The sequence below is a fragment of the Mesoflavibacter sp. CH_XMU1404-2 genome (genome assembly GCF_037029465.1).
Lineage (GTDB): Bacteria > Bacteroidota > Bacteroidia > Flavobacteriales > Flavobacteriaceae > Mesoflavibacter.
The window spans coordinates 479,246-499,868 of sequence record NZ_JAYMEM010000026.1 but is presented as its reverse complement, the minus strand read 5'-3'; the positions used below and the strand labels follow the sequence as shown (position 1 = coordinate 499,868).

Sequence of the window (20,623 nt, the reverse complement as noted above, 5' to 3'; positions counted from 1 at the left end):
GTTTACAACTCGGCAACAAGGTCTTTATAGTCCCATTTTTCTTCAATAATGTTTAAATCAAATAGTTGATCTTGTACTTTTTTTATGGTGGCTTTAGAGATGTTTTCTTGACTCCATTCGGTTAGACTTAACCATTCTTGTACGTCTTCTAATTCTTGCTCATATCTATTAGCAATCATGCGGTCAATGCTTGGTATGTCTTTAAACTCAGACGTCGTAGCGTTTACAATATCTAAAATGGTTTTTACGTCTTCTTTATTGGTTTTTAAAAACTCTTCTCTAACTGCAATAACAAAGCATGGCCAAGGCGAAGGACAATTACCAACGCGTCTAAACGTACCGTTATCTACTAAAGGTTTTGTGGTAAATTTTTCCCACATAAAATAATCAGCTTTACCTTCTGTAAGACCTTCTACAGCGCCATCTAAGTTTTTTATGACTTCAAAATTAAGATCGGTTTCTAAATTCCAATCATTATTTTTTGCATTAACATAAGCCATTAAATGCGAACCTGATCCGTATCTACTTATGGCTGCTTTTGTGCCTTTAAGGTCTTCAATTTTATTATAATCTGATTGTGCAGCTACGTGAATGCCCCAAATTAATGGCGACTCTACAAATACTTGAACAATTTTAGATGGATTACCGTCTATGATGTCTTTTACAATTCCTTCGGTAAGGATTACAGCCATATCGATATCACCATCGCGTAAGCCTTTATTCATTGCGCCAGTACCTCCAAAATAATCTTTCCAACGCAGATTGATTCCTGCATCTTTATATTCGCCATGTTTTAAGCCTAAATACCAAGCCAGATTAAAATGTTCTGGTACGCCACCAATGTTTATTTGTTTCATTTTATTTACTTCAGTTTTTCTGCGAAAGCGAAACCCTTAAAAAAACTTATAAAGTTAGATTACTCTACAAACTTATTAAGTGTGTATTCTATTAAATTTTCGACCACTTGTTTTGGGTCTTTGCTGAAAGTACCGTTGGCACGATTAGCAATTATAGCGTTAAGTGACAGTGCATTATGACCTAAAAGTTTTGATAAACCATAAATTACTGAGGTTTCCATCTCTAGGTTAGTCACTCTAAAACCGTCATGTTTAAATGTGTCCATTTTATGATTTAATTCGGCATCAAAAAGCGGCAAACGCAACACACGACCTTGCGGACCGTAAAAACCGCCAGCAGTTGCTGTCATACCTTTAAATACATTAGGACCTTCAAATTGTTTTTCTAAAGCTTCACTATTATTTATGATAATTGGACGCGCTTTTTTGCTATCCCAATTTGTGAATTTTATAAAAGCATCTTCAATATCTGGATTGCTTATTTTATCAATTTGATAGAAGTGAAGCATTCCGTTTAAATCTAAACCGTGAGACGCCATTACAAAAGAATCTACAGGGATATCTGCCTGCAAAGAGCCAGAAGTACCAACACGAACAATGTTTAGCGATGTTAATTGTTCTTTTGGTTGTCTAGTCTTTAAATCGATGTTTACTAAAGCGTCTAATTCGTTTAAAACAATATCTATATTATCTGGTCCAATACCAGTAGAAATAACGGTTAAGCGTTTTCCTTTGTAAGTACCCGTTTGTGTTTTAAATTCTCTTTTTTGAATAGAAACTTCAACGCTGTCAAAGTATTTTGTTATTTTTTCTACGCGATCTTGATCACCAACAAAAATGATGGTGTCTGATATATGTTCTGGTTTTAAATTAAGATGATAAACACTACCATCTGGATTTAAAATTAATTCTGATTCTTGAATTGCCATTATTTAATGGTATTAACTAATTTACTTTCAGTTTTTAAATACTGAAAATCTGATTTTTTTACGCCTCCAAATTGGAAGTCTGATTTCATTTCTTCAAAGAAGTTTTGCTGATGCTCTAAAGCTAAAAATCCGTTTCTGTTAAGCTCTAGCTGTTCTTCGGTTTCATCATAAAAAAGCGAAATATTATTAATAATACGCTCTATTTGCATGTCTCCATAGCCATAATAACCTTGATAATGTAAGCCATAACCTAATAAATGATGACGGTCTTTTATTTTATACTCGTTAATTAGCTTTAAAAGGTTGTATTCCATCATATTTAAGCCTGTTCTGGTATCTGGAAAACGCTTCATGTGCGCTTTTAAACAGTTACTCATGTAAATATAATTTGAAGGACGTACAATTAATTCTTTTAATAAATTATGGTCATTTTCGCAGTAAATACGCCATGCTTTTTGAGCAAAAGCAATATCATCTACGTTTAATTGAATTCTGTTTTCGTAATTAAACTGAATTTGTTCTGGAGTTAACTCTCCAAAGCCTTTAAGTTGTTTTTCGCCTTCAATTTTACCACAATTAACAAGAAAAATAGGTAGTCTACACATTTTTTGCTTTAATAAACTTATGGCTGCAATCATGTTAATGTGACAGAACAAATCGTATTCAAACCAAAGGATAACTTTTTCGTAATCTTCTAGTTTTGAAAGTTTATCAAGCTCTTTTCTAAAAACTTCTTCTTTATATGGAATGTTGTAGGTAGACTCAATAAACTCTTTTCTTAAATTGAAAAAATTATCGTTATCTATTTCTTTAGTGGTTGGTCCAACGCATAACATTTCATGCCATGTCATTAGTTCTCCTTCAAAATTTAACTTGGTTAAATATTCTGTTAATACACCACCATTAGTGATATGAAACGTTTTTTTACTCATAATTTAACCTCCAACACGTTTTACATTAAAACCTTTTTCTTTTAAGATTTCCATAATTTTATCACGATAATCACCTTGAATTATAATTTTATCATTTTTAAAACTACCGCCAACACTTAGCTTTTGTTTAAGCTCTTTAGCTAATAGTTTAAAATCTTCGTCAGCACCGGTATATCCCTCTAAAATGGTAATAGGTTTTCCTTTACGTTTTTCGTATTTACAAATTATCGGATCGTCTTGTAACCAAATGTTGCTTTCTTCTAGCTGTTCTTCGGTTTCTTCTGGTACGTGATCAGGAAATAAGTTTTTTAATTGGTCTTGTAAGTCCATGTTGTTTAGTTTACAGTATCAGTTTGCAGTCACAATGATTTAGAATAAACAACTGTGACTGCGACTGAAAACTATTTTTTTAATCCTAATTCTCTTAAACGCTCGTCTAGGAATTCGCCTGCTGTAATGTCTTCAAATTGTTTTGGGTTGTTTTCATCTACACAACTATCTAAAACATCTAATTTCATTTCGCTAATTGGATGCATAAAGAAAGGTATAGAGTAGCGTGAAGTTCCCCATAATTCTCTTGGTGGATTAACAACACGGTGAATTGTAGATTTTAATCTGTTGTTGGTGTGACGTGATAACATATCACCAACGTTAATCATTAATTCATCAGGTTCTGCGATAGCGTCTATCCATTCTCCGTTATGGTTTTGTACTTGCAAACCACGACCTTGTGCACCCATTAATAAAGTGATTAAATTAATATCACCATGTGCTGCTGCACGAACTGCATTGTCTGGTTCTTGAGTAATTGGAGGATAATGAATTGGTCTTAAAATGGAGTTTCCGTTGTGGATATAGTTATCAAAATACGTTTCTTCTAAACCTAAATGAAGCGCTAAAGCACGCAAGACATACTTAGCTGTTTTTTCTAGGGTTTGATACGCTTTTTTACCAACTACATTAAAATTAGGCACCTCTTTTACTTCTACATTTTCCGGGTATTCTTTAGCACGTTGTGGATCATCTTCTACATATTGTCCAAAATGCCAAAACTCTTTTAAGTCGCCTTCTTTTTTACCTTTTGCACTTTCTTTTCCAAAAGACACATAACCACGTTGTCCACCAATTCCTGGTATTTCGTATTTCTGTTTTGTACCAACAGGTAATTCAAAGAAGTTTTTTATTTCAGCATATAAATCGTCTACTAATTTATCGTCTAAAAAATGACCTTTAAGCGCTACAAAACCTATCTCTTCGTAAGCTTTTCCAATTTCATCTACAAATTTTTGTTTTCTCTTAGGATCATCAGATAGAAAATCCTCTAAATTAACACTTGGTATTTTATTCATAATGTGTAAAAATTATAATCTTCTAACTACAAATGTAACGAAAACTAAGCAAAAACAGTAGTTTATTTTATTCGTAATTATACTATATTTGGCATAGTATATATTATCATATTTTCAATTTTTGAAAGCTTATTAATGAAATTTGACAAATCAACCTTAAATAACGATACGCTGTTAGATCTTTACAAGCGTTTACTTAAACCTAGATTAATTGAAGAAAAGATGCTTATTTTACTTAGACAAGGTAAAATAAGTAAATGGTTTTCTGGTATTGGGCAAGAAGCCATAGCGGTAGGACTAACATCTGCTATGCAAGACGAAGAGTACATTTTACCAATGCACCGTAACTTAGGTGTTTTTACAACAAGAAACATCCCGTTATACCGTTTATTCTCGCAGTGGCAAGGAAAAGCTAATGGGTTTACAAAAGGTAGAGACAGAAGTTTTCATTTTGGTACACAGCAATATAAGATTGTAGGTATGATTAGCCATTTGGGACCACAATTTGGTGTAGCAGATGGTATTGCTTTAGCATCTAAACTAAAAAACAAAAACCAAGTAACTACAGTGTTTACAGGTGAAGGCGGAACAAGTGAAGGTGATATACACGAAGCCTTAAACGTTGCTTCTGTGTGGCAATTACCTGTGCTATTTTGTATAGAAAATAATGGTTACGGCTTATCTACACCAACAAAAGAGCAATACAATTGCGAGAATTTAGCAGACCGTGCTATTGGTTACGGTATGGAAAGCCACATTATAGATGGCAATAATATTTTAGAGGTTTACACAAAAATTTCTGAAATTACAGAAAGCATCCGTAAAAATCCGCGTCCTGTATTAATTGAATTTAAAACCTTTAGAATGCGTGGTCATGAAGAGGCTAGTGGTACCAAATACGTACCGCAAGATTTGATGGATCAATGGGCTAAAAAAGATCCAATTGAAAACTATCAAGAATTTTTAAAGAATGAAGGTATTTTAACAGATGAAGAAGAAGTTAAAATTAAAGAAGATATTATCCACGAAATAAACGAACATTTAGAAATCGCTTTCGCGGAAGAACCAATCACACCAGATTTAAGCACTGAGTTAAATGATGTTTTTCAAGAGTTTAAATATCAAGAAGTTAAACCAAAAGAAAACAAAGAAAAATTACGTTTAGTTGATGCTATTTCTGAAGGATTAAAACAATCTATGCAACGCCATGAAGATCTTGTAATTATGGGACAAGATGTTGCAGAATATGGTGGCGTTTTTAAAATTACAGAAGGCTTTGTTGAAGCTTTTGGTAAAGAACGTGTTCGTAATACTCCTATTTGTGAATCTGCCATCATAGAATCTGCAATGGGATTAAGTATTGCGGGTATTAAAAGTGTTGTAGAGCTACAGTTTAGTGATTTTGTAACCTCAGGTTTTAATCCAGTAGTTAACTATTTAGCAAAATCACATTACCGTTGGAATCAAAATGCAGATGTGGTATTACGTATGCCATGTGGTGCAGGTGTTGCTGCTGGACCATTTCATAGTCAAACTAATGAAGCTTGGTTTACAAAAACACCAGGTTTAAAAGTTGTGTTTCCTGCGTTTCCTTATGATGCAAAAGGTTTGTTAGCTACAGCTATTAATGATCCAAATCCTGTACTGTTTTTTGAGCACAAAGCGTTATATAGAAGTATTAGACAAGATGTACCAACAGATTACTATACATTACCGTTTGGCAAAGCTTCATTATTAAAAGAAGGTAATGACATAACAATTATTGCTTACGGTGCAGCAGTACATTGGGCTTTAAATACATTAGACGTACATTCTAACATCTCAGCAGATGTTATAGATTTAAGAACACTTCAACCTTTAGATACAGAAGCTATCTATACTTCAGTAAAAAAGACAGGTAAAGCTATTATTCTGCAAGAAGATTCTTTATTTGGTGGTATTGCTAGTGATATTTCATCTTTAATAATGGAACATTGTTTTGAATATTTAGATGCACCAGTAAAACGTGTAGCCAGTTTAGATACACCAATTCCTTTTATTAAACAGTTAGAAGAACAATATTTAGCAAAAGGAAAATTTGAAGAAGAATTATTAAAATTATTAGAGTATTAAAATAAAAAAAGCAAGTGAATCTCACTTGCTTTTTTTATTAGTGTGCATAGCGTTTAACGCCTCGCCATAATCCGTTTTTTGTACAACTAAACCTAAAGATTTCTCTATTACAGTGTACGTTTGATAAAGTATTTTGATTTAGTCTTCTTATAATTTTTGGTGTTTTCATGATCTTTGTGGTTTAGTTGTTATTTACTTAGTGTCTATAACGTCTTTTACTATTCCAAACGTTACTTTTAGTTCCTTTTAAAGTTTCTGATAATCGATTGTTGTTTAAAGTTCTCATAATTAATAGTTTTATTTGATTGATTTAAAATGATTTACACCTATATGACGAGTATAAAACAAAAATGTTACAGTACTTTGTATAACATAATACCGTTTTAACAATTTTTAACATTTATGTATATTGTAAAAAAATTAATAAAACCCTTTTGCTTATAGTGTTAATAGTAAATTAACAAGGATTAATATAATTTTAGTATTTAGGTATAGTTTTTGAATTAATTTAGTACCAATTAATTTAAACATGAAGATTTTAATTTCATTCTTAATATTTTTTTCAATAACAGTATCAAGTTTTTCTCAAATTGATAGTGAAAGAATTGGTATTGCAATACCTGCTGAAGAAACTGAAGATCCAAAAGATGATCCAGAATTAATTATTGAACCTGTAGAAGAGCAGCAAAATGATATAAAACCAGACGATAACGATAATGTAGTAACTGCACCAAAAGATGCTAAAACAGAAGCTCTACCTAAAAAAGAATTTTCTATGGTAGAAAAAAATAATTTGAGAAATCCTGGTGAATTATTTAAAAAACAACTTGATCGTCAATTAAAGTTTAAAGAAGATGACGAGAAGAGCAATAACGGAAGTTTAGTTAATCAGTTTTTAGGTGAATATCGTACCACAGCAAAAGCCGTAAATATCATTTACCGTGATCATCAATATCCTGATGGTGATATGATTAGAGTGTTTATAAACAAAGATATTGTTGTACCAAGTGTCGTTTTGACTTCTGGATTTAATGGTCTGTTATTACCTTTAGATGAAGGTATTAACGAGATAGACTTTTTAGCTTTAAACCAAGGAACTTCTGGTCCAAATACTGCTGAATTTCAGATTTTAGATGAATTTGGAAACATTATAGCAGCAAACCAATGGAATTTAGCAACAGGCGTAAAAGCTACGATTACAGTAGTTAAAGAAAAGGAAAGTCCGCTAAAACTAAAATCTCAAAGCGTTGGACAACAAGAAAAAGCTAAAGATTCTATACAAACAAATTCAAAAAAATCTAATTAGGTAACACACCTAAACTATTAAATAATTTTGCTTTAGTTGAAAGAAACTTATTTTGAAGTTGTATGGCTTTTACCTGAACTTCTATCAATTTATTTTCACGTGTGTTGATTAAAAACACAGAGCTTTCTCCAAAACTAAACTTACGTTCTTCTGCACTTAACATAGTATCATAATCTTTTACTATATCTTCGATAAGCTCATTTTGAATAATGTAAGATTCTAACTCGTTTGTTATAGCGTCTATTTTGTTTTTCAATTGAAGTTCGGTATCAGATAATTCAAAATTAGCATCTTGTACTTTAAGTTTAGACAACTTTAAATCACCACGTTCTTTCCTTAAAAATAAAGGAAAAGCGGCACTAATTTTAGCTTTATATGCAGCAGAATTAAATGAGTTTGAAATATCTGGCGTTTCGGTTAAAAAGTTATATTCCAAATCTATTTTAGGTAGTAATTTATTAGCTTTTAATTTTTGATCTACGCCTAAACCATCTATTTTTCTTTGTAAAGCAATTAGTTTTGGATGATTATTTAACTGAAAACTTTCTAATTGATTTAAAGCTAAAACATTATCAATTTCTTCTTCATTAATTGTTACTGGTTTTACAGTTTCGCTAATATCTACAGGTGTTTGGTTTAGCCAAATGTAATTTGAAGCTTCAAGTCTTGCTTTCATTAATTTAACTTTAGCTTGTTCTAATTCTAATTTTCTGTTTTTTACTGTTATACCAGATTCTAAACTATCTATTCCTGCTTTATCACCAGCTAACACACTAGATCTTACACCATTAAATCTTATAGTAGCGTTTTCTAAAAACTCCTCATAAATTTTACTTTCTTTATAAGCCTGGACCCAATTAAAATAGGCTAAAGAGGCATTATAAATAACTTCGTTAACCATTAATTTACGTTCTGCAATGGTTTGTTCTTTATAGAATTTCGCCTTTTTTAAATCCGCCATTCTTTTATTGATAAACAAACCTTGACCTACCGAAAAACCAACACCAGCGCTAAATAATCCATCTTCAGGAACTGTGTTTTCTGGATTTAAATAGTATCCTGAGTTTTCTTCAAAGTTTGCTTTTAACTCTATACCGTACCATGTTGGGACTTTAAAAGTTGCGTTTAGTCTTTCGTAATATTCTGTGTTTTTGTAGTCTTTTTCGTTAAAACTACCTTCAACTTTAGGGTCAAATCCTCCACGAGCTTTTAGTAAAGTCGCTTCACCAGATGCCAACTTTAAATCTGCTTGTTTTGCTATGGGATGATATTGTTTTACATAACCTAAATATTCGGTATAACTTAAACTATCTAAAGTTTGACCTAGTAATAGGATAGGTAAGAGGCTAAATATGAAAATAAATGTGTTTTTCATTTTTATTTTTTAGTCTTTGTGTTTGATGCATCTTCAGGTTGATAGTAATTTGGAGGGAAACCATTAAGCTGTCGCCATAATTCAAACCAAATAGGCACATCTTCTAATAAACCTATTGTTCTGGCTCCAGATCCAACTCTAATGGCTTCAGGCCAAGCGTAATCGTCTTCATCAGGTGCTAATAGTATTCTAAACTTGCCGTTTGGACTTATAAAACGCTCTATAGCTACAACTTTAGCACCATAAGTACCGTAAGATACGTTAGGCCAACCGCTAAAAATAATTGCAGGCCAACCATCAAATTGTACTCTAAATTCTTCACCTAAATGCACTAATGGTAAATCGATTGGATCTACAAACGTTTCGATAGCAATGTCGTATTTAGAAGGCATGATTCCTACCAATTGCTCACCTTCTTTAAATGTTTCACCAATACCACCTTTTATAGCTTTGTTAATAAAACCATCTTGTGGTGCTTTGATGTAATACATATCATTACGTATAGAATAATTTGTGTAATCGCTTTCTAATTTTGAAACTTGCGCTTCGGCGTCAAACTGATTAGATTGCGCAGTAAACTTGTCACTTCTTGCTTTTGAAATTTTATCTGCATACTCTGCATCAATACGGTTTAATTCGACTTGAGCATTGATAATTTCGTTTTTAGATGCTAAAAATTTATTCTCTTGAGAGATTAATTTTGCTTGTGTTTCTTGTAATTTTAATCGTTTTGCTTCAACATCTGTAATTGCTTTTAAACCTTCAGACTGTAATTGCTGTGTACGATTAAACTGAGTTTCGGCAATACCTAAATTAGTTTTGGCAGCTTCAAAATCTATACTATCACTTTTTGTTTTAAGTCTAGCTTGTAACAGTTTGTTTTCGGCTTGTTTCAACTTTAATTGTTTTTCATTAATTAATGCTGAAATCTGTGTGTTTAAGGCTTTAACTTTTTCGCTATATGAGGTAACTGAAGACGATTTAGCTTTTATTTGCTGATTCGTTCTTTCAACTAAATTAGGGTCGAAATATTCATTTTTTACTTCAGAAATATGAAGAATGGTATCGCCTTTATTAACAAAATCTCCTTCTCTAACATACCATTTTTCAATACGTCCAGGAATTGGTGATTGTATAGTTTGCGGACGCTGATCTGGTGTTAAAGTTGTTACCATACCTGGCGCCGTAATGTTTTGTGTCCATGGTAAAAACAGTATAATTATTCCTATAATCCCAAAGGTGATTAAGAAACGATTAAATGCTTTAAAATGCTCTTTGCCAAATGCTTTTTTACCACATTCGTATTTGGTTAAATCTAACCTATCATCAAGCTTATTATTTGAAATATTTAACATCTTATTTATTGTTAATTATTTGACCATTATCTAATGAAATTATTTTGTCAAGCTTATTCTCCCAAAGTGGATTCTGACTTACAACAATTAAAGACCAACTGTGTTTTTTATCTATTAAAAAGTCTATAATTACCGATGCTTCTTTTTGATCAAAATGATCTAAAGGTTCTTTTAAAACTAATAGTTTAGGCTTTTTAAGAATAGCTCTAGCCAAAATTATTTTTTTAGAAACTGTGTAAGACATTTCTTTACCTTCTGGACGTAAAACAGTGTTTAATCCTTTTGGTAAATGTTTTACAAACTCTGATAATCTTACACTTTCTATTGCTGAGTCTATTTCTGCTTTTGTAATTGTACTGTCTCCAAAAGTTAAGTTTTGGTAAAGTGTACCTTCAAAAGGTGTTTCTTCTTCTAAGGTTTGTCCTAAATGTGCACGATAATGATTTAAGTTAATACCGGAAAGAGAGTTATTGTTTACAAACACATTACCTCTGGTAGGCTTTATTATTCCTGAAATTAGCTTTAATAAACTAGTCTTACCAGAACCATTTGTACCGTTAACTAAAATTCTATCTTTATAGTCAATTTTTAGATTTATATCTTTTAGAATAGGTGTTTCCTTTTCAGGAACTTCATAATAGATATTTTCAAATTCTAAGTTGAAATCTTTAGCATCAAAGTCTAAAATATCACCGTCTTGAGATTCTAATTCTTTATCAACTACTTTCCCAAGCTTTTCAATAGAAGTTAAAACGTCATAAAATGTTTCTAAACCAAGTATTAATTTTTCTACAGAATTAATCACTAAAAGAATAATAATCTCAGCAGCAACAAACTGACCAATATTCATTTGCTGATTTAAAACTAATGCACCACCAATTACCAAAAGACCAAAAGTTACTAAGACTTTAAAGCCAATTAGCTGCATAAATTGTATGATTAATATTTTAAAATGAGATTCTCTAGCTTCTAAATAATCTGTAACTAATTCATCATTTTTAGATAGAGCTAAGTTTGTTCTTCCTGATAATTTAAAACTTACAATAGACCTTGCTATTTCTTCTAACCAGTGAGCGACACGGTATTTATGATCAGATTCTTTAATACTTGTTTTTAATCCTTTTTCTGCTGTGTATTTAAAAACGATGTACATTAATACTATTAATAATACACCATAAATAATAAAGAATGGGTGATAAAAAGAGAGTAGAAGTAACCCAAATATAATTTGAAGTATTGCTGCTGGAAAATCTACTAAAATCTTAGCCAGTCCTTTTTGTACAATTACTGTATCAAAAAAACGATTGACTAATTCTGGCGGATAGTAACCTCTTAAAGCGCTCATTTTTATTTTTGGCAATCTGTAAGCAAAATCAAACGAAGCTCTGGTAAATATTTTTTGCTGAATATTTTCAATAATACGTATTTGCATAAGTTGCAAAACACCAACAAACACAACACCTAATGTTACTAAAATGACTAAAACAATCCAAGATGTGCTTACTTGAGCTGCTTGTAACAAATTAATAATTGCCTGAATACCTAATGGTAAAGATAGATTTACTAATCCTGCAAAAATGGCATAAAAGAAAACTTGTTTTAAATCTTTTTTATCAAGCTTTAATAGGTTGATAAAGCGTTGCCAAGCGGTTAATATTTTTTTACTCATTAAGTGTAATATTTAAAGTGTTAAACACCAAATCTTTATAAAATGCTGTTGGTGCTTCATTTGGTTTTAAACCAGAAATAGACTTAAAATGTTCTTTTAAGTATTGTTGGTGTAAAGCACCTTCTATGACTGTATTTGCTAAACAAAAAGGATGTTCATAATCACTATTTACTTCTTGTATAAGTTCTTTAAGTCTTAAAACAAGTCTTTTGTAAATTGAAAAGTAACCTTCGTCATTATCTAAATCTACTTGTTTTGTTAGATATGATTTACTGTATTCGTGAATGATAATACGTTTTAAAACAACTTCATCTATATGTTCAAAGTCACTATCTAAAGTTGTTGTTCTTGTTAAAATATCAATAGCTACATCTAGTTTTTTTATTGGATCAGTAATATTATTAATAGCAAATACTAATTGATATTCTGTCCAACTCCAATACCATGAAGCTAAATAGACTAGTAAATTATGCTTGTTTTCAAAATAGCGATATATACTACTTTCGTTAGAGCCAATTTTAGCACCTAATTTTTTAAATGTAAATGCATCAAAACCAATCTCGTCAATTAAAAGAATACTATTTTCTACAATGCGTTTTCCTAAGCTTGAAGATTCTGGGTCTTTTAAAAAGATATTATCGTTAATCGTAATTTTTAAATTAGATAGTATGTTTAGCATATCAAATCTATTATGATTGCTAAAATAATAGTATTACTATCATTTTTTAAAATGATTAACTATACATTAACTTTTTGCGCTATTATTGAAGTTTTTAAAGGTTGAATTATCTGGTAATTCAAAAATTTCTAAATCAAAATAAGGTACAGCTGCCAAAAAATGATCAAATAAATCACTCATTACATACTCGTAGTTTTCCCAACGTTTATCTTTACTAAAGCAATAAATTTCAATAGGAATACCTTGTGCAGTAGGCTGTAACTGTCTTGCCATAAGCAACATTTCATCATTTATTGCAGAATGTTGCTCTAAATACGTTTGTATAAATTTTCTAAATACACCAACGTTGGTAAGGTTTCTTCCGTTAATTAATAAAGATTTATCAGCATTATTTACAGTGTTATATTGGTCTAACTTCTGTTGCATATGGGTTAGATAGCCTTTAAGAATTTGAATATCTTTTAAACGCTCTATATCCTCATTAGTCAAATATTTAATTGAAGTTTGCTTAATTAACATATGTCTTTTTATACGTCTACCATCAGAGTTAGTCATGCCTCGCCAATTCTTAAACGAATCAGAAATCATGGCATAAGTAGGTATCGTTGTAATGGTATTATCCCAGTTTTGAACTTTTACGGTTGCCAAATTAATCTCTATAACATCTCCATCTGCACCATATTTTTCAAAAGTAATCCAATCACCAATTCTAACCATATCGTTTATTGCTACTTGAATACTAGCAACAAACCCTAAAATTGTATCTTTAAATATCAATAAAATAATTGCCGAAACAGCACCAAATCCTTTAAGAAAGTTCCATAAAGAAAGGTCTGTTATTACCACAATAGCTAATAAAAAACCTGTAATCCAAGCAAATATCATAAAGACTTGAATGTAACTATCTATAGGTTTATCCTTTAATCTTGGTAAGGTTTTAAAATAACTTTTTAATGTATTTAGCAGGCTTCTTACTATCCAAAGCCCTAATACAATCGCAATAATAGCTACAACTTTTTCAAGGATTATGTGCATGTATTCAAAATCATAAAATACAATAGGAATACTCTCGTGGGCTAAGTATAATGCAGGAACGTGAGCTGTATTGGCTGGTACACGATTAGAGATTAATAAATCATCAAAATTAGATTTTGTACTTGATGCAATTCGGGCAGAAATAAACCTAAGAATAGTTCTTATAACTAAATCAATAATAAAAATTCCAACAAATGCAATCACAAAAAGCACAAGCATATTCATATACTTAGCTGAAGAAACTGTAAAGTTCAAATCTCTAAAATAATCGTAAAAATAGTGTGTATATTGGGTCATGATTAGTCTTTAAAACATACAAAAATACAGAGTTTTTAAAGATTTTTACTACTAAAAAAACTAAAGATTAGTTAAAGTATTTCTGGTAAATCATTTAAGGCTTCTACATCACCAACTTGCATGTTTTCTAAATGAATATTTCCAACTCGTACACGTACTAATCTTAGTGTAGGAAAACCTACTGCGCTAGTCATTTTTCTAACTTGTTTAAACTTTCCTTCTTGTAAAATTATTGAAATCCAAGTGGTTGGTCCATGTCTGTCATCTCTTATTTTTTGAGAGCGTTCGGGTAGGATAGGAGTAGTCTCTAAAATTCTAGCTTTGCAAGGTTTTGTATCATATTTAATGCCATCAAAACCTATGCTTACACCTTCTTCTAATTGTAATATCGCTTTCGCGGAAATAGCGCCATCTAACAAAGCATAATATTCCTTTTCTATACCAGATTGGTTGATGTAATTACTCAGTTTTCCATCTGTAGTTAATAGCAATAAACCTTCACTTTTTTTATCCAATCTACCAATTGGCATTGTACCTTCAGGAAACGTACCAAGCTCTGATAAAAAGCGTTTTTTTTGCTCATGCTTAGCATTGCTGTCAAACTGACTAAGCATTCCGTAAGGTTTATATATTTTAAAGTGTTGGTGTTTATTTTTCATTTAAAATTTTAAAAACCAACTCTTTAGTTAGTTGCTGTCCTTTTGCTTTCTCCCTAATTAAATCGTAGCTAAACCTGAAATCGCAACCATTTTTATAGTCGCTACAACCATAAGCGGTTTTTCCTTTTATAATGGTACCTTTTTTACATTTAGGACAAGTTTTTTCTTCTACGTTTGTTTTTGTCGCTTTCGCGGAAATTTCTTTTTTAGGCTCTAATTTTAATTTAAAATTATCATCAAAACGAAGCAAACCTTCAACAGAAGCCTCTTTAACCTTAAATCCCTTTAAGTTTACAGTAGATCCTTTATCTAATAAGCGTTTGTATTGATTTTCTGATATTTTTTTTGAAGCATATTCAAAAGGTAAAACAAAATCACAATCTTTTCCGTATAGTGTGCAACCGTAAGCCGATTTTCCTTTTAATAATTGTCCTTTTTTACATTTTGGACATGTTTTACCTACAATACCTTTTTTTGAAGTTTTTTTAGATGGTGATTTGCTGGCGTTGGCTGGTTTATTATTAGTATAACTTAATTTAGCTTGAACCTTTTCTGTTCTAACTTCGTACACCAAATGGTCTACCATTTTTTTCATGTTATTGATAAATGCTACAGCGCTATATTCACCTTTTTCTATGTCTTTTAGTTGTTTTTCCCAAAGTCCTGTTAGTTCTGCAGATTTTAATAATTCATTTTGAATTAAATCTATTAATTGAATACCGGTAACCGTTGGCAATACCTGTTTTTTATTACGTTTTATGTATTTACGTCTAAACAGCGTTTCAATAATATTGGCTCTTGTAGATGGACGACCAATACCATTTTCTTTCATTAAATCACGTAACTCGTCATCATCTACTTGTTTGCCTGCGGTTTCCATTGCACGCAATAAAGATGCTTCCGTAAATTGTTTTGGTGGCTTGGTTTCTTTTTCTAAAAAAGAAGGCTCATGCGGACCTTTTTCGCCTTTCTCAAACGTAGGCAGAATACCAGTTTCTTTAGTTGGCTTATCTTTAGTTTCAAAAACAATACGCCAACCTTTTTCAAGTATTTCTTTACCTGTGGTTTTAAAGTTTACAGCTTCTGCTTTACCAATTACGGTTGTGTTTGAGACTTTACATTCTGGATAAAACACCGCTATAAAACGTTTGGTAATAATATCGTAAACCTGTTGTTGATTATACTGCAAATTGGTTTGTACACCTGTTGGAATTATCGCATGGTGATCGGTTACTTTAGCATCGTCAAAAACCTTTTTAGATTTTTTAATTTTTTGACCTAGAAGTGGCTGAATTAATTGACTGTAATTAGTCAAGTTTTTCAAAATCCCTGGTACTTTAGGATAAATATCGTTTGGAAGAAATGTAGTATCTACACGTGGATAGGTTACCACTTTCATTTCATATAACTTTTGAACTATTTTTAAGGTTTCTTCTGCCGAAAAGCCAAATTTTGTATTGCAATACACTTGTAAACCTGTTAGATCAAACAGTTTTGGTGCAAATTCATTTCCTTTCTTTTTGGTAATGCTTACAATTTCAAAATCGTGTTCTTTAACAATATTGGCTAATTTTTCGCCATCTTCCATTTTAAGAAAACGTCCTTCTTCGTAGCTAAATAATGTATCACGATAAAGCGTTTGTAGTTCCCAATAAGGTTGTGGTTTAAAGTTTTCTATTTCTTTCCAACGGTTAACAACCATGGCTAGCGTTGGTGTTTGCACACGACCAATAGATAAAACTTGTTTGTAACCACCATATTTTACGGTGTATAAACGCGTAGCATTCATCCCTAAAAGCCAATCGCCAATTGCTCTAGAAAACCCAGCATAGTATAAGTTATCGTATTTTGTGCTAGCTTCTAATTTTTCAAAACCTTCTTTTATGGCTTCTGTGGTAAGAGAAGATATCCATAATCGTTTAACTTCACCTTTATAATTGGCTTGGTCTAAAACCCAACGTTGTATTAATTCTCCTTCTTGACCGGCATCACCACAATTTATTACAACGTCTGCTTTATCAAATAAGGATTTTACTATTTTGAATTGTTTTTTAATACCAGAATCGTTTGATACTTTGGTTTCAAACTTATCAGGTAACATGGGTAAGTTGTTTAAATCCCAACTTTTCCAATAGGGTTTATAATCGTTAGGTTCTTTTAGTGTGCATAAATGACCAAACGTGTAAGTTACCGCATAACCATTACCTTCAAAGTAGCCATCACGTTTGGTTTTGGCGCCTAAGACTTGAGCAATTTCTCTTGCTACACTAGGTTTTTCGGCTATACAGACTTTCATTTAGATTAAAAAATTTAGTGTTGCAAATTAAATGAAATTGTTAAGTTTTGGAAGCAGTTTTATGACTAAGTTATTAACGGTTCATCACCACCAAACCATAAAACTTTTTTTAATTTCTCCGTTTGGAAATTTCATCCAAAGCATTGGCGCGTATTTTTCTTCATAAAATGTTTTTAATTGAGGAAGCATTTGCTCATAGTTATTCCAGTTTACATTTGGGTTTACATCTACTAACCAATCTAATTTTTTAGGAATATAAAATTTACAGTGTTTAAAATTTTCTAAATTATTATAGTTGAAATAAAAGCCATAAACACAATCATTATTTAGTGTTTTAAGCATGATATTTTTGCCATAAGGCATAAAAATTTGAGCTTTAAAATAGATTTTCTGTTTTATATCTACTGCTTTTAGATTTAGTTGTTCTAAGTAAGGTGTTGTTGTGTTAGAATAGAGTAGTGGTAATTGCTTGTCTTTTAGCTTTTTTAGTTTTTGTGTTAAAGTATCTTTACGGTTTGGTCCAATACAATGCTCAATTTCTGTCTTTCCAACAGTGGTATCAAAAAGGTAGAATTTATATTGAATTTCTAGATGAAATGGCTTCTCTTCATCCAAATAAATAGCATCAATCTCTCCATTTGTTGCTTTATTTTTATTTATAACTTGAAGGTTTTCTGATAATAATTTGATTGATTTAAATTGTTTTAACTCTTCAAAAACAAAATGCTCTACTAATTGTCCTAGTCTTAACTTTTTAGTTATCAGCTTTGTAAAAACAAATTGTTGTGGTAAGGTTTTAGTAAAAGGTGTAATCCCAAAAACTTCAGAGTTAAATAAATGCGGAGTTCTAAAAAAACCGCTAAACTTATCTTGGTAATTGTCAATTTTTCCTGCCATATTTTGAGATAAATGTAATCAATAAATTTTTTTTAGTAATTATTCGTCATAAGTATATTATCGTTGTATTTTTGCACATCTTAAATTTTATAGAACTATTAATTAATGTCAGTCCAAACACAAGAATTACAAGAACGTACAGAAGGTAAAAGTTTATATAATTATCAAAAAGGAGCCATAGACAAGATTTTTACTTGTTTTGAAGAAGCGCCAGATAATTACCATTTACTATACCAATTACCAACTGGTGGTGGTAAAACAGTTATCTTTTCTGAAATTGTTAGACAATACCTTAAAACCAGACAAAAACAAGTTTTAGTAATGACGCATCGTATAGAGCTTTGTAGACAAACCTCTAATATGCTAACAGAATTTGGTGTATCTAACAAAGTCATTGATAGTAAAGCCGATTTGAGCGATCAAGGTGATTACAACTGTTTTGTGGCAATGGTTGAGACTTTAAATAATCGTTTAAATGATGATAAACTTGATATCTCAGATATTGGTTTAGTAATTATTGATGAGGCTCATTACAATAGTTTTACTAAATTATTTAAGTTTTTTGAAAATTCGTTTATTCTTGGTGTAACAGCAACGCCTTTAAGTAGTAATATTAACCTTCCTATGAAGGATAATTACAACGAATTAATTGTAGGAGAAACCATTCAATCTCTTATAGAAAACGAATTTTTAGCACGTGCCGAAATCTATAGTTATAACGTAGGTTTAACCTCTTTAGTTGTTGGTGCTAATGGTGATTATACTGTAAAATCTTCTGAAGATTTATATACAAATACAGACATGTTAACCAAACTTTTACAAGCTTATGAAGAGCGTTGTAAAGGCAAAAAAACATTAATATTTAATAACGGTATTAATACCTCATTACACGTTTATGACACCTTTAGACGTGCAGGATATAAAATTGCTCATCTAGACAACAACAATACTAAAAAAGAGCGTAAAGCCATCTTAAAATGGTTTAAAGAAACGCCAGATGCTATTTTAACTTCGGTAAGTATTTTAACCACTGGTTTTGATGAGCCTACGGTAGATTGTATCATGCTTAACCGTGCAACAAAATCATTGACCTTATACTACCAGATGATTGGTCGTGGATCTCGTATTTTAGAGAAAAAAGACAAATTTACGGTTATAGATTTAGGTAATAATGTACACCGTTTTGGTGCTTGGGGCGCAGATTTAGATTGGCATAAAATTTTCCGTTCTCCTAACTACTATTTAGATGGAATTTTAAGTGATGAAGAACTTGAAAACAACTTTAAATATGAAATGCCAGACGATATGCGCAAAGAGTTTAAAAACTCTGAGCATGTATATTTTGACATCAAAAAAACCTATATAGATTCTATTAGATCTGGAGAAAGTTCTAAAGTAGTTTTAGAGCGTTCTATCGCGCAACATGCACATATTTGTGTAGAAAATAGTGAAGATATGTGGGACGCATTAGCTTTAGCTAAACTTTTAGGAGACGATATTGATTACCGTATTGGCAGATATACTAAATGTATTAGTAAAAGTACACACAATTTTGTAGATTGGTTAAAAGACGATTATCGTAAAAAATTAAATGCGAAAATTAGATCTGATTTTGATGAAATCTATGAAGAAATCAATGGTTTTCCTCCACCAGAAGAATAATAGCTTCATTTTCAAACTAAAATATAACAAAGTCTAACGACTATCAATTAAATATTATATGACTTTTAAAGACTTAGGCTTAGATAAAAACTATGTAAAATCCTTGAAAGAAATTGGTATTAAAACACCAACCGAAATTCAAGAACAAGCCATACCTATATTATTAAGTAGCCAAACCGATTTTGTTGGGTTAGCCCAAACAGGAACTGGTAAAACTGCTGCATATGGATTACCGCTATTACATAAAATAGACTCAAAAAAGAATCATGTACAAGCTTTGGTTTTATCACCAACGCGTGAACTGGTTCAGCAAATAAAAAAGCAACTTTTTAAATTCACTAAATACAATCCAAACCCAACATTTGTTGAGCCTGTTTTTGGTGGAGAAAAGATAGATATTCAGCTTAAAAATTTAGCTCGTACAACGCATGTTATTGTGGCTACACCAGGTCGTTTAGTCGACTTAATGCAGCGTGACGCAGTAGATTTATCAAACATTAAAACTGTTGTTTTAGACGAAGCAGATGAAATGCTAAGTATGGGTTTTAAAAATGATTTAACGACCATTTTAAATGCCATAAAAAGCAAAAAAAGTACTTGGTTATTTAGTGCAACAATGTCTAATGATTTAAAGGATATTGTAAAAAGATATATAGCAGATAACGCTGTACGTATTGAAATAGACAGAAACAGTATTGTCAATAAAAATATAAGTCACTTCTTTATTGAAACTTCAATTCATCAAAAAGCAAGTACAATCATGCAAATTTTAGATGAAAGAGCAGAAGAACGTGGTATCATTTTCACACGTACTAAAGCTGGTGCACAAGCTTTAAAACACCAATTACAAGTAGAAGGTTTTAACGTAGATGCGTTAGAAGGCGATATGACTCAAAAAGATAGAGATAAAGTCATGCGTGCATTTAAAAACGAATCGTTACAGTTTTTAATTTCAACGGATGTTTCTGCTAGAGGAATTGACGTTAATGATGTTAGTTTTATCCTTCATCATCAATTACCAGAACATTTAGAATACTACACACACCGAAGCGGAAGAACAGCAAGAGGCGGAAAAAAAGGAGTTTCAATAGCTTTAGTATTACCAAACGAACATAATGAGGTTACCAAAGTAGAACAAGCCTTGGGTATTAAAATGAAACAAATTACTGTTTAACAAGACAAAAAAAAAGCGACCAAAATGGTCGCTTTTTTTA

The 20,623-nt window shown here is 31.3% G+C and carries 18 protein-coding genes; 4 read left to right on the top strand and 14 right to left on the bottom strand.

All coding sequences use genetic code 11. The annotated features are described in order from the left end of the window. Positions 1–2: 2 nt before the first annotated feature. The 5 genes from WA327_RS10760 to WA327_RS10740 all read right to left on the bottom strand — a co-directional run bounded on the left by WA327_RS10760 (position 3) and on the right by WA327_RS10740 (position 4,067). Positions 3–857 (bottom strand): substrate-binding domain-containing protein, encoded by an 855-nt coding sequence (locus tag WA327_RS10760; RefSeq protein WP_336069585.1) that lies wholly within the window; start codon positions 855–857, stop codon positions 3–5. Positions 858–916: 59 nt separating this feature from the next. After that, a complete protein-coding gene (locus WA327_RS10755; protein ID WP_336069584.1) occupies positions 917–1,786 on the bottom strand; it encodes a nucleoside phosphorylase in 870 nt (289 codons plus the stop codon). Next, positions 1,786–2,718 carry a DUF1835 domain-containing protein gene (locus WA327_RS10750; RefSeq protein WP_336069583.1) on the bottom strand — a complete coding sequence of 311 codons (933 nt, stop codon included), beginning with the start codon at positions 2,716–2,718 and terminating at the stop codon, positions 1,786–1,788. Before WA327_RS10750 ends, WA327_RS10755 begins: the two co-directional genes overlap by 1 nt. A 3-nt stretch (positions 2,719–2,721) precedes the next feature. Continuing rightward, positions 2,722–3,048, bottom strand: coding sequence for a translation initiation factor (locus tag WA327_RS10745; RefSeq protein ID WP_336069580.1), 327 nt, complete (start codon positions 3,046–3,048; stop codon positions 2,722–2,724). A 71-nt stretch (positions 3,049–3,119) separates the two neighbouring features. Continuing rightward, entirely contained in the window at positions 3,120–4,067 is a 948-nt protein-coding gene (locus WA327_RS10740; RefSeq protein WP_336069579.1) for a 2-oxoglutarate and iron-dependent oxygenase domain-containing protein, read from the bottom strand. A gap of 135 nt (positions 4,068–4,202) precedes the next feature. On the opposite strand from WA327_RS10740, the gene WA327_RS10735 reads away from it, so the two are divergent. Continuing rightward, positions 4,203–6,179: a dehydrogenase E1 component subunit alpha/beta gene (locus WA327_RS10735; RefSeq protein ID WP_336069577.1), complete on the top strand. Its 1,977-nt coding sequence runs from the start codon at positions 4,203–4,205 to the stop codon at positions 6,177–6,179. A 37-nt stretch (positions 6,180–6,216) separates the two neighbouring features. Here WA327_RS10735 and WA327_RS10730 read toward each other — a convergent pair whose 3' ends face one another. After that, positions 6,217–6,348: a hypothetical protein gene (locus tag WA327_RS10730; RefSeq protein ID WP_255593076.1), complete on the bottom strand. Its 132-nt coding sequence runs from the start codon at positions 6,346–6,348 to the stop codon at positions 6,217–6,219. 360 nt (positions 6,349–6,708) lie between these two features. On the opposite strand from WA327_RS10730, the gene WA327_RS10725 reads away from it, so the two are divergent. Further along, positions 6,709–7,485 carry a hypothetical protein gene (locus WA327_RS10725; protein ID WP_336069574.1) on the top strand — a complete coding sequence of 259 codons (777 nt, stop codon included), beginning with the start codon at positions 6,709–6,711 and terminating at the stop codon, positions 7,483–7,485. Here WA327_RS10725 and WA327_RS10720 read toward each other — a convergent pair. The 8 genes from WA327_RS10720 to WA327_RS10685 form a co-directional block, all read right to left on the bottom strand. Further along, positions 7,478–8,860: a TolC family protein gene (locus WA327_RS10720; protein ID WP_336069572.1), complete on the bottom strand. Its 1,383-nt coding sequence runs from the start codon at positions 8,858–8,860 to the stop codon at positions 7,478–7,480. The genes WA327_RS10725 and WA327_RS10720 overlap by 8 nt on opposite strands. Before the next feature lie 2 nt (positions 8,861–8,862). Next, on the bottom strand, positions 8,863–10,215 hold the full coding sequence (locus WA327_RS10715) for a biotin/lipoyl-binding protein (RefSeq protein WP_336069570.1): 1,353 nt from the start codon (positions 10,213–10,215) through the stop codon (positions 8,863–8,865). Position 10,216: 1 nt separating this feature from the next. Next, on the bottom strand, positions 10,217–11,884 hold the full coding sequence (locus WA327_RS10710; protein ID WP_336069569.1) for an ATP-binding cassette domain-containing protein: 1,668 nt from the start codon (positions 11,882–11,884) through the stop codon (positions 10,217–10,219). Beyond that, complete coding sequence (locus tag WA327_RS10705) at positions 11,877–12,563, bottom strand: TetR/AcrR family transcriptional regulator (RefSeq protein WP_336069567.1); 687 nt, start codon at positions 12,561–12,563, stop codon at positions 11,877–11,879. Before WA327_RS10705 ends, WA327_RS10710 begins: the two co-directional genes overlap by 8 nt. A 66-nt stretch (positions 12,564–12,629) precedes the next feature. Continuing rightward, entirely contained in the window at positions 12,630–13,895 is a 1,266-nt protein-coding gene (locus WA327_RS10700; protein ID WP_336069565.1) for a mechanosensitive ion channel domain-containing protein, read from the bottom strand. 71 nt (positions 13,896–13,966) lie between these two features. Continuing rightward, the gene (locus WA327_RS10695) at positions 13,967–14,554 is read right to left on the bottom strand and encodes a pseudouridine synthase (RefSeq protein ID WP_336069563.1); all 588 of its coding nucleotides are present in this window, start codon (positions 14,552–14,554) and stop codon (positions 13,967–13,969) included. Further along, a complete protein-coding gene (locus tag WA327_RS10690; RefSeq protein ID WP_336069560.1) occupies positions 14,544–16,850 on the bottom strand; it encodes a DNA topoisomerase 3 in 2,307 nt (768 codons plus the stop codon). Before WA327_RS10690 ends, WA327_RS10695 begins: the two co-directional genes overlap by 11 nt. Before the next feature lie 84 nt (positions 16,851–16,934). After that, positions 16,935–17,747, bottom strand: a complete 813-nt coding sequence (locus WA327_RS10685; RefSeq protein WP_336069558.1) for a DUF1853 family protein — start codon at positions 17,745–17,747, stop codon at positions 16,935–16,937. A 105-nt stretch (positions 17,748–17,852) separates the two neighbouring features. On the opposite strand from WA327_RS10685, the gene WA327_RS10680 reads away from it, so the two are divergent. Both WA327_RS10680 and WA327_RS10675 read left to right on the top strand, forming a co-directional pair. Beyond that, positions 17,853–19,409, top strand: coding sequence for a DEAD/DEAH box helicase family protein (locus tag WA327_RS10680; RefSeq protein ID WP_336069557.1), 1,557 nt, complete (start codon positions 17,853–17,855; stop codon positions 19,407–19,409). Between the two features lie 58 nt (positions 19,410–19,467). Further along, the gene (locus WA327_RS10675; protein ID WP_336069555.1) at positions 19,468–20,583 is read left to right on the top strand and encodes a DEAD/DEAH box helicase; all 1,116 of its coding nucleotides are present in this window, start codon (positions 19,468–19,470) and stop codon (positions 20,581–20,583) included. Positions 20,584–20,623: the final 40 nt, after the last annotated feature.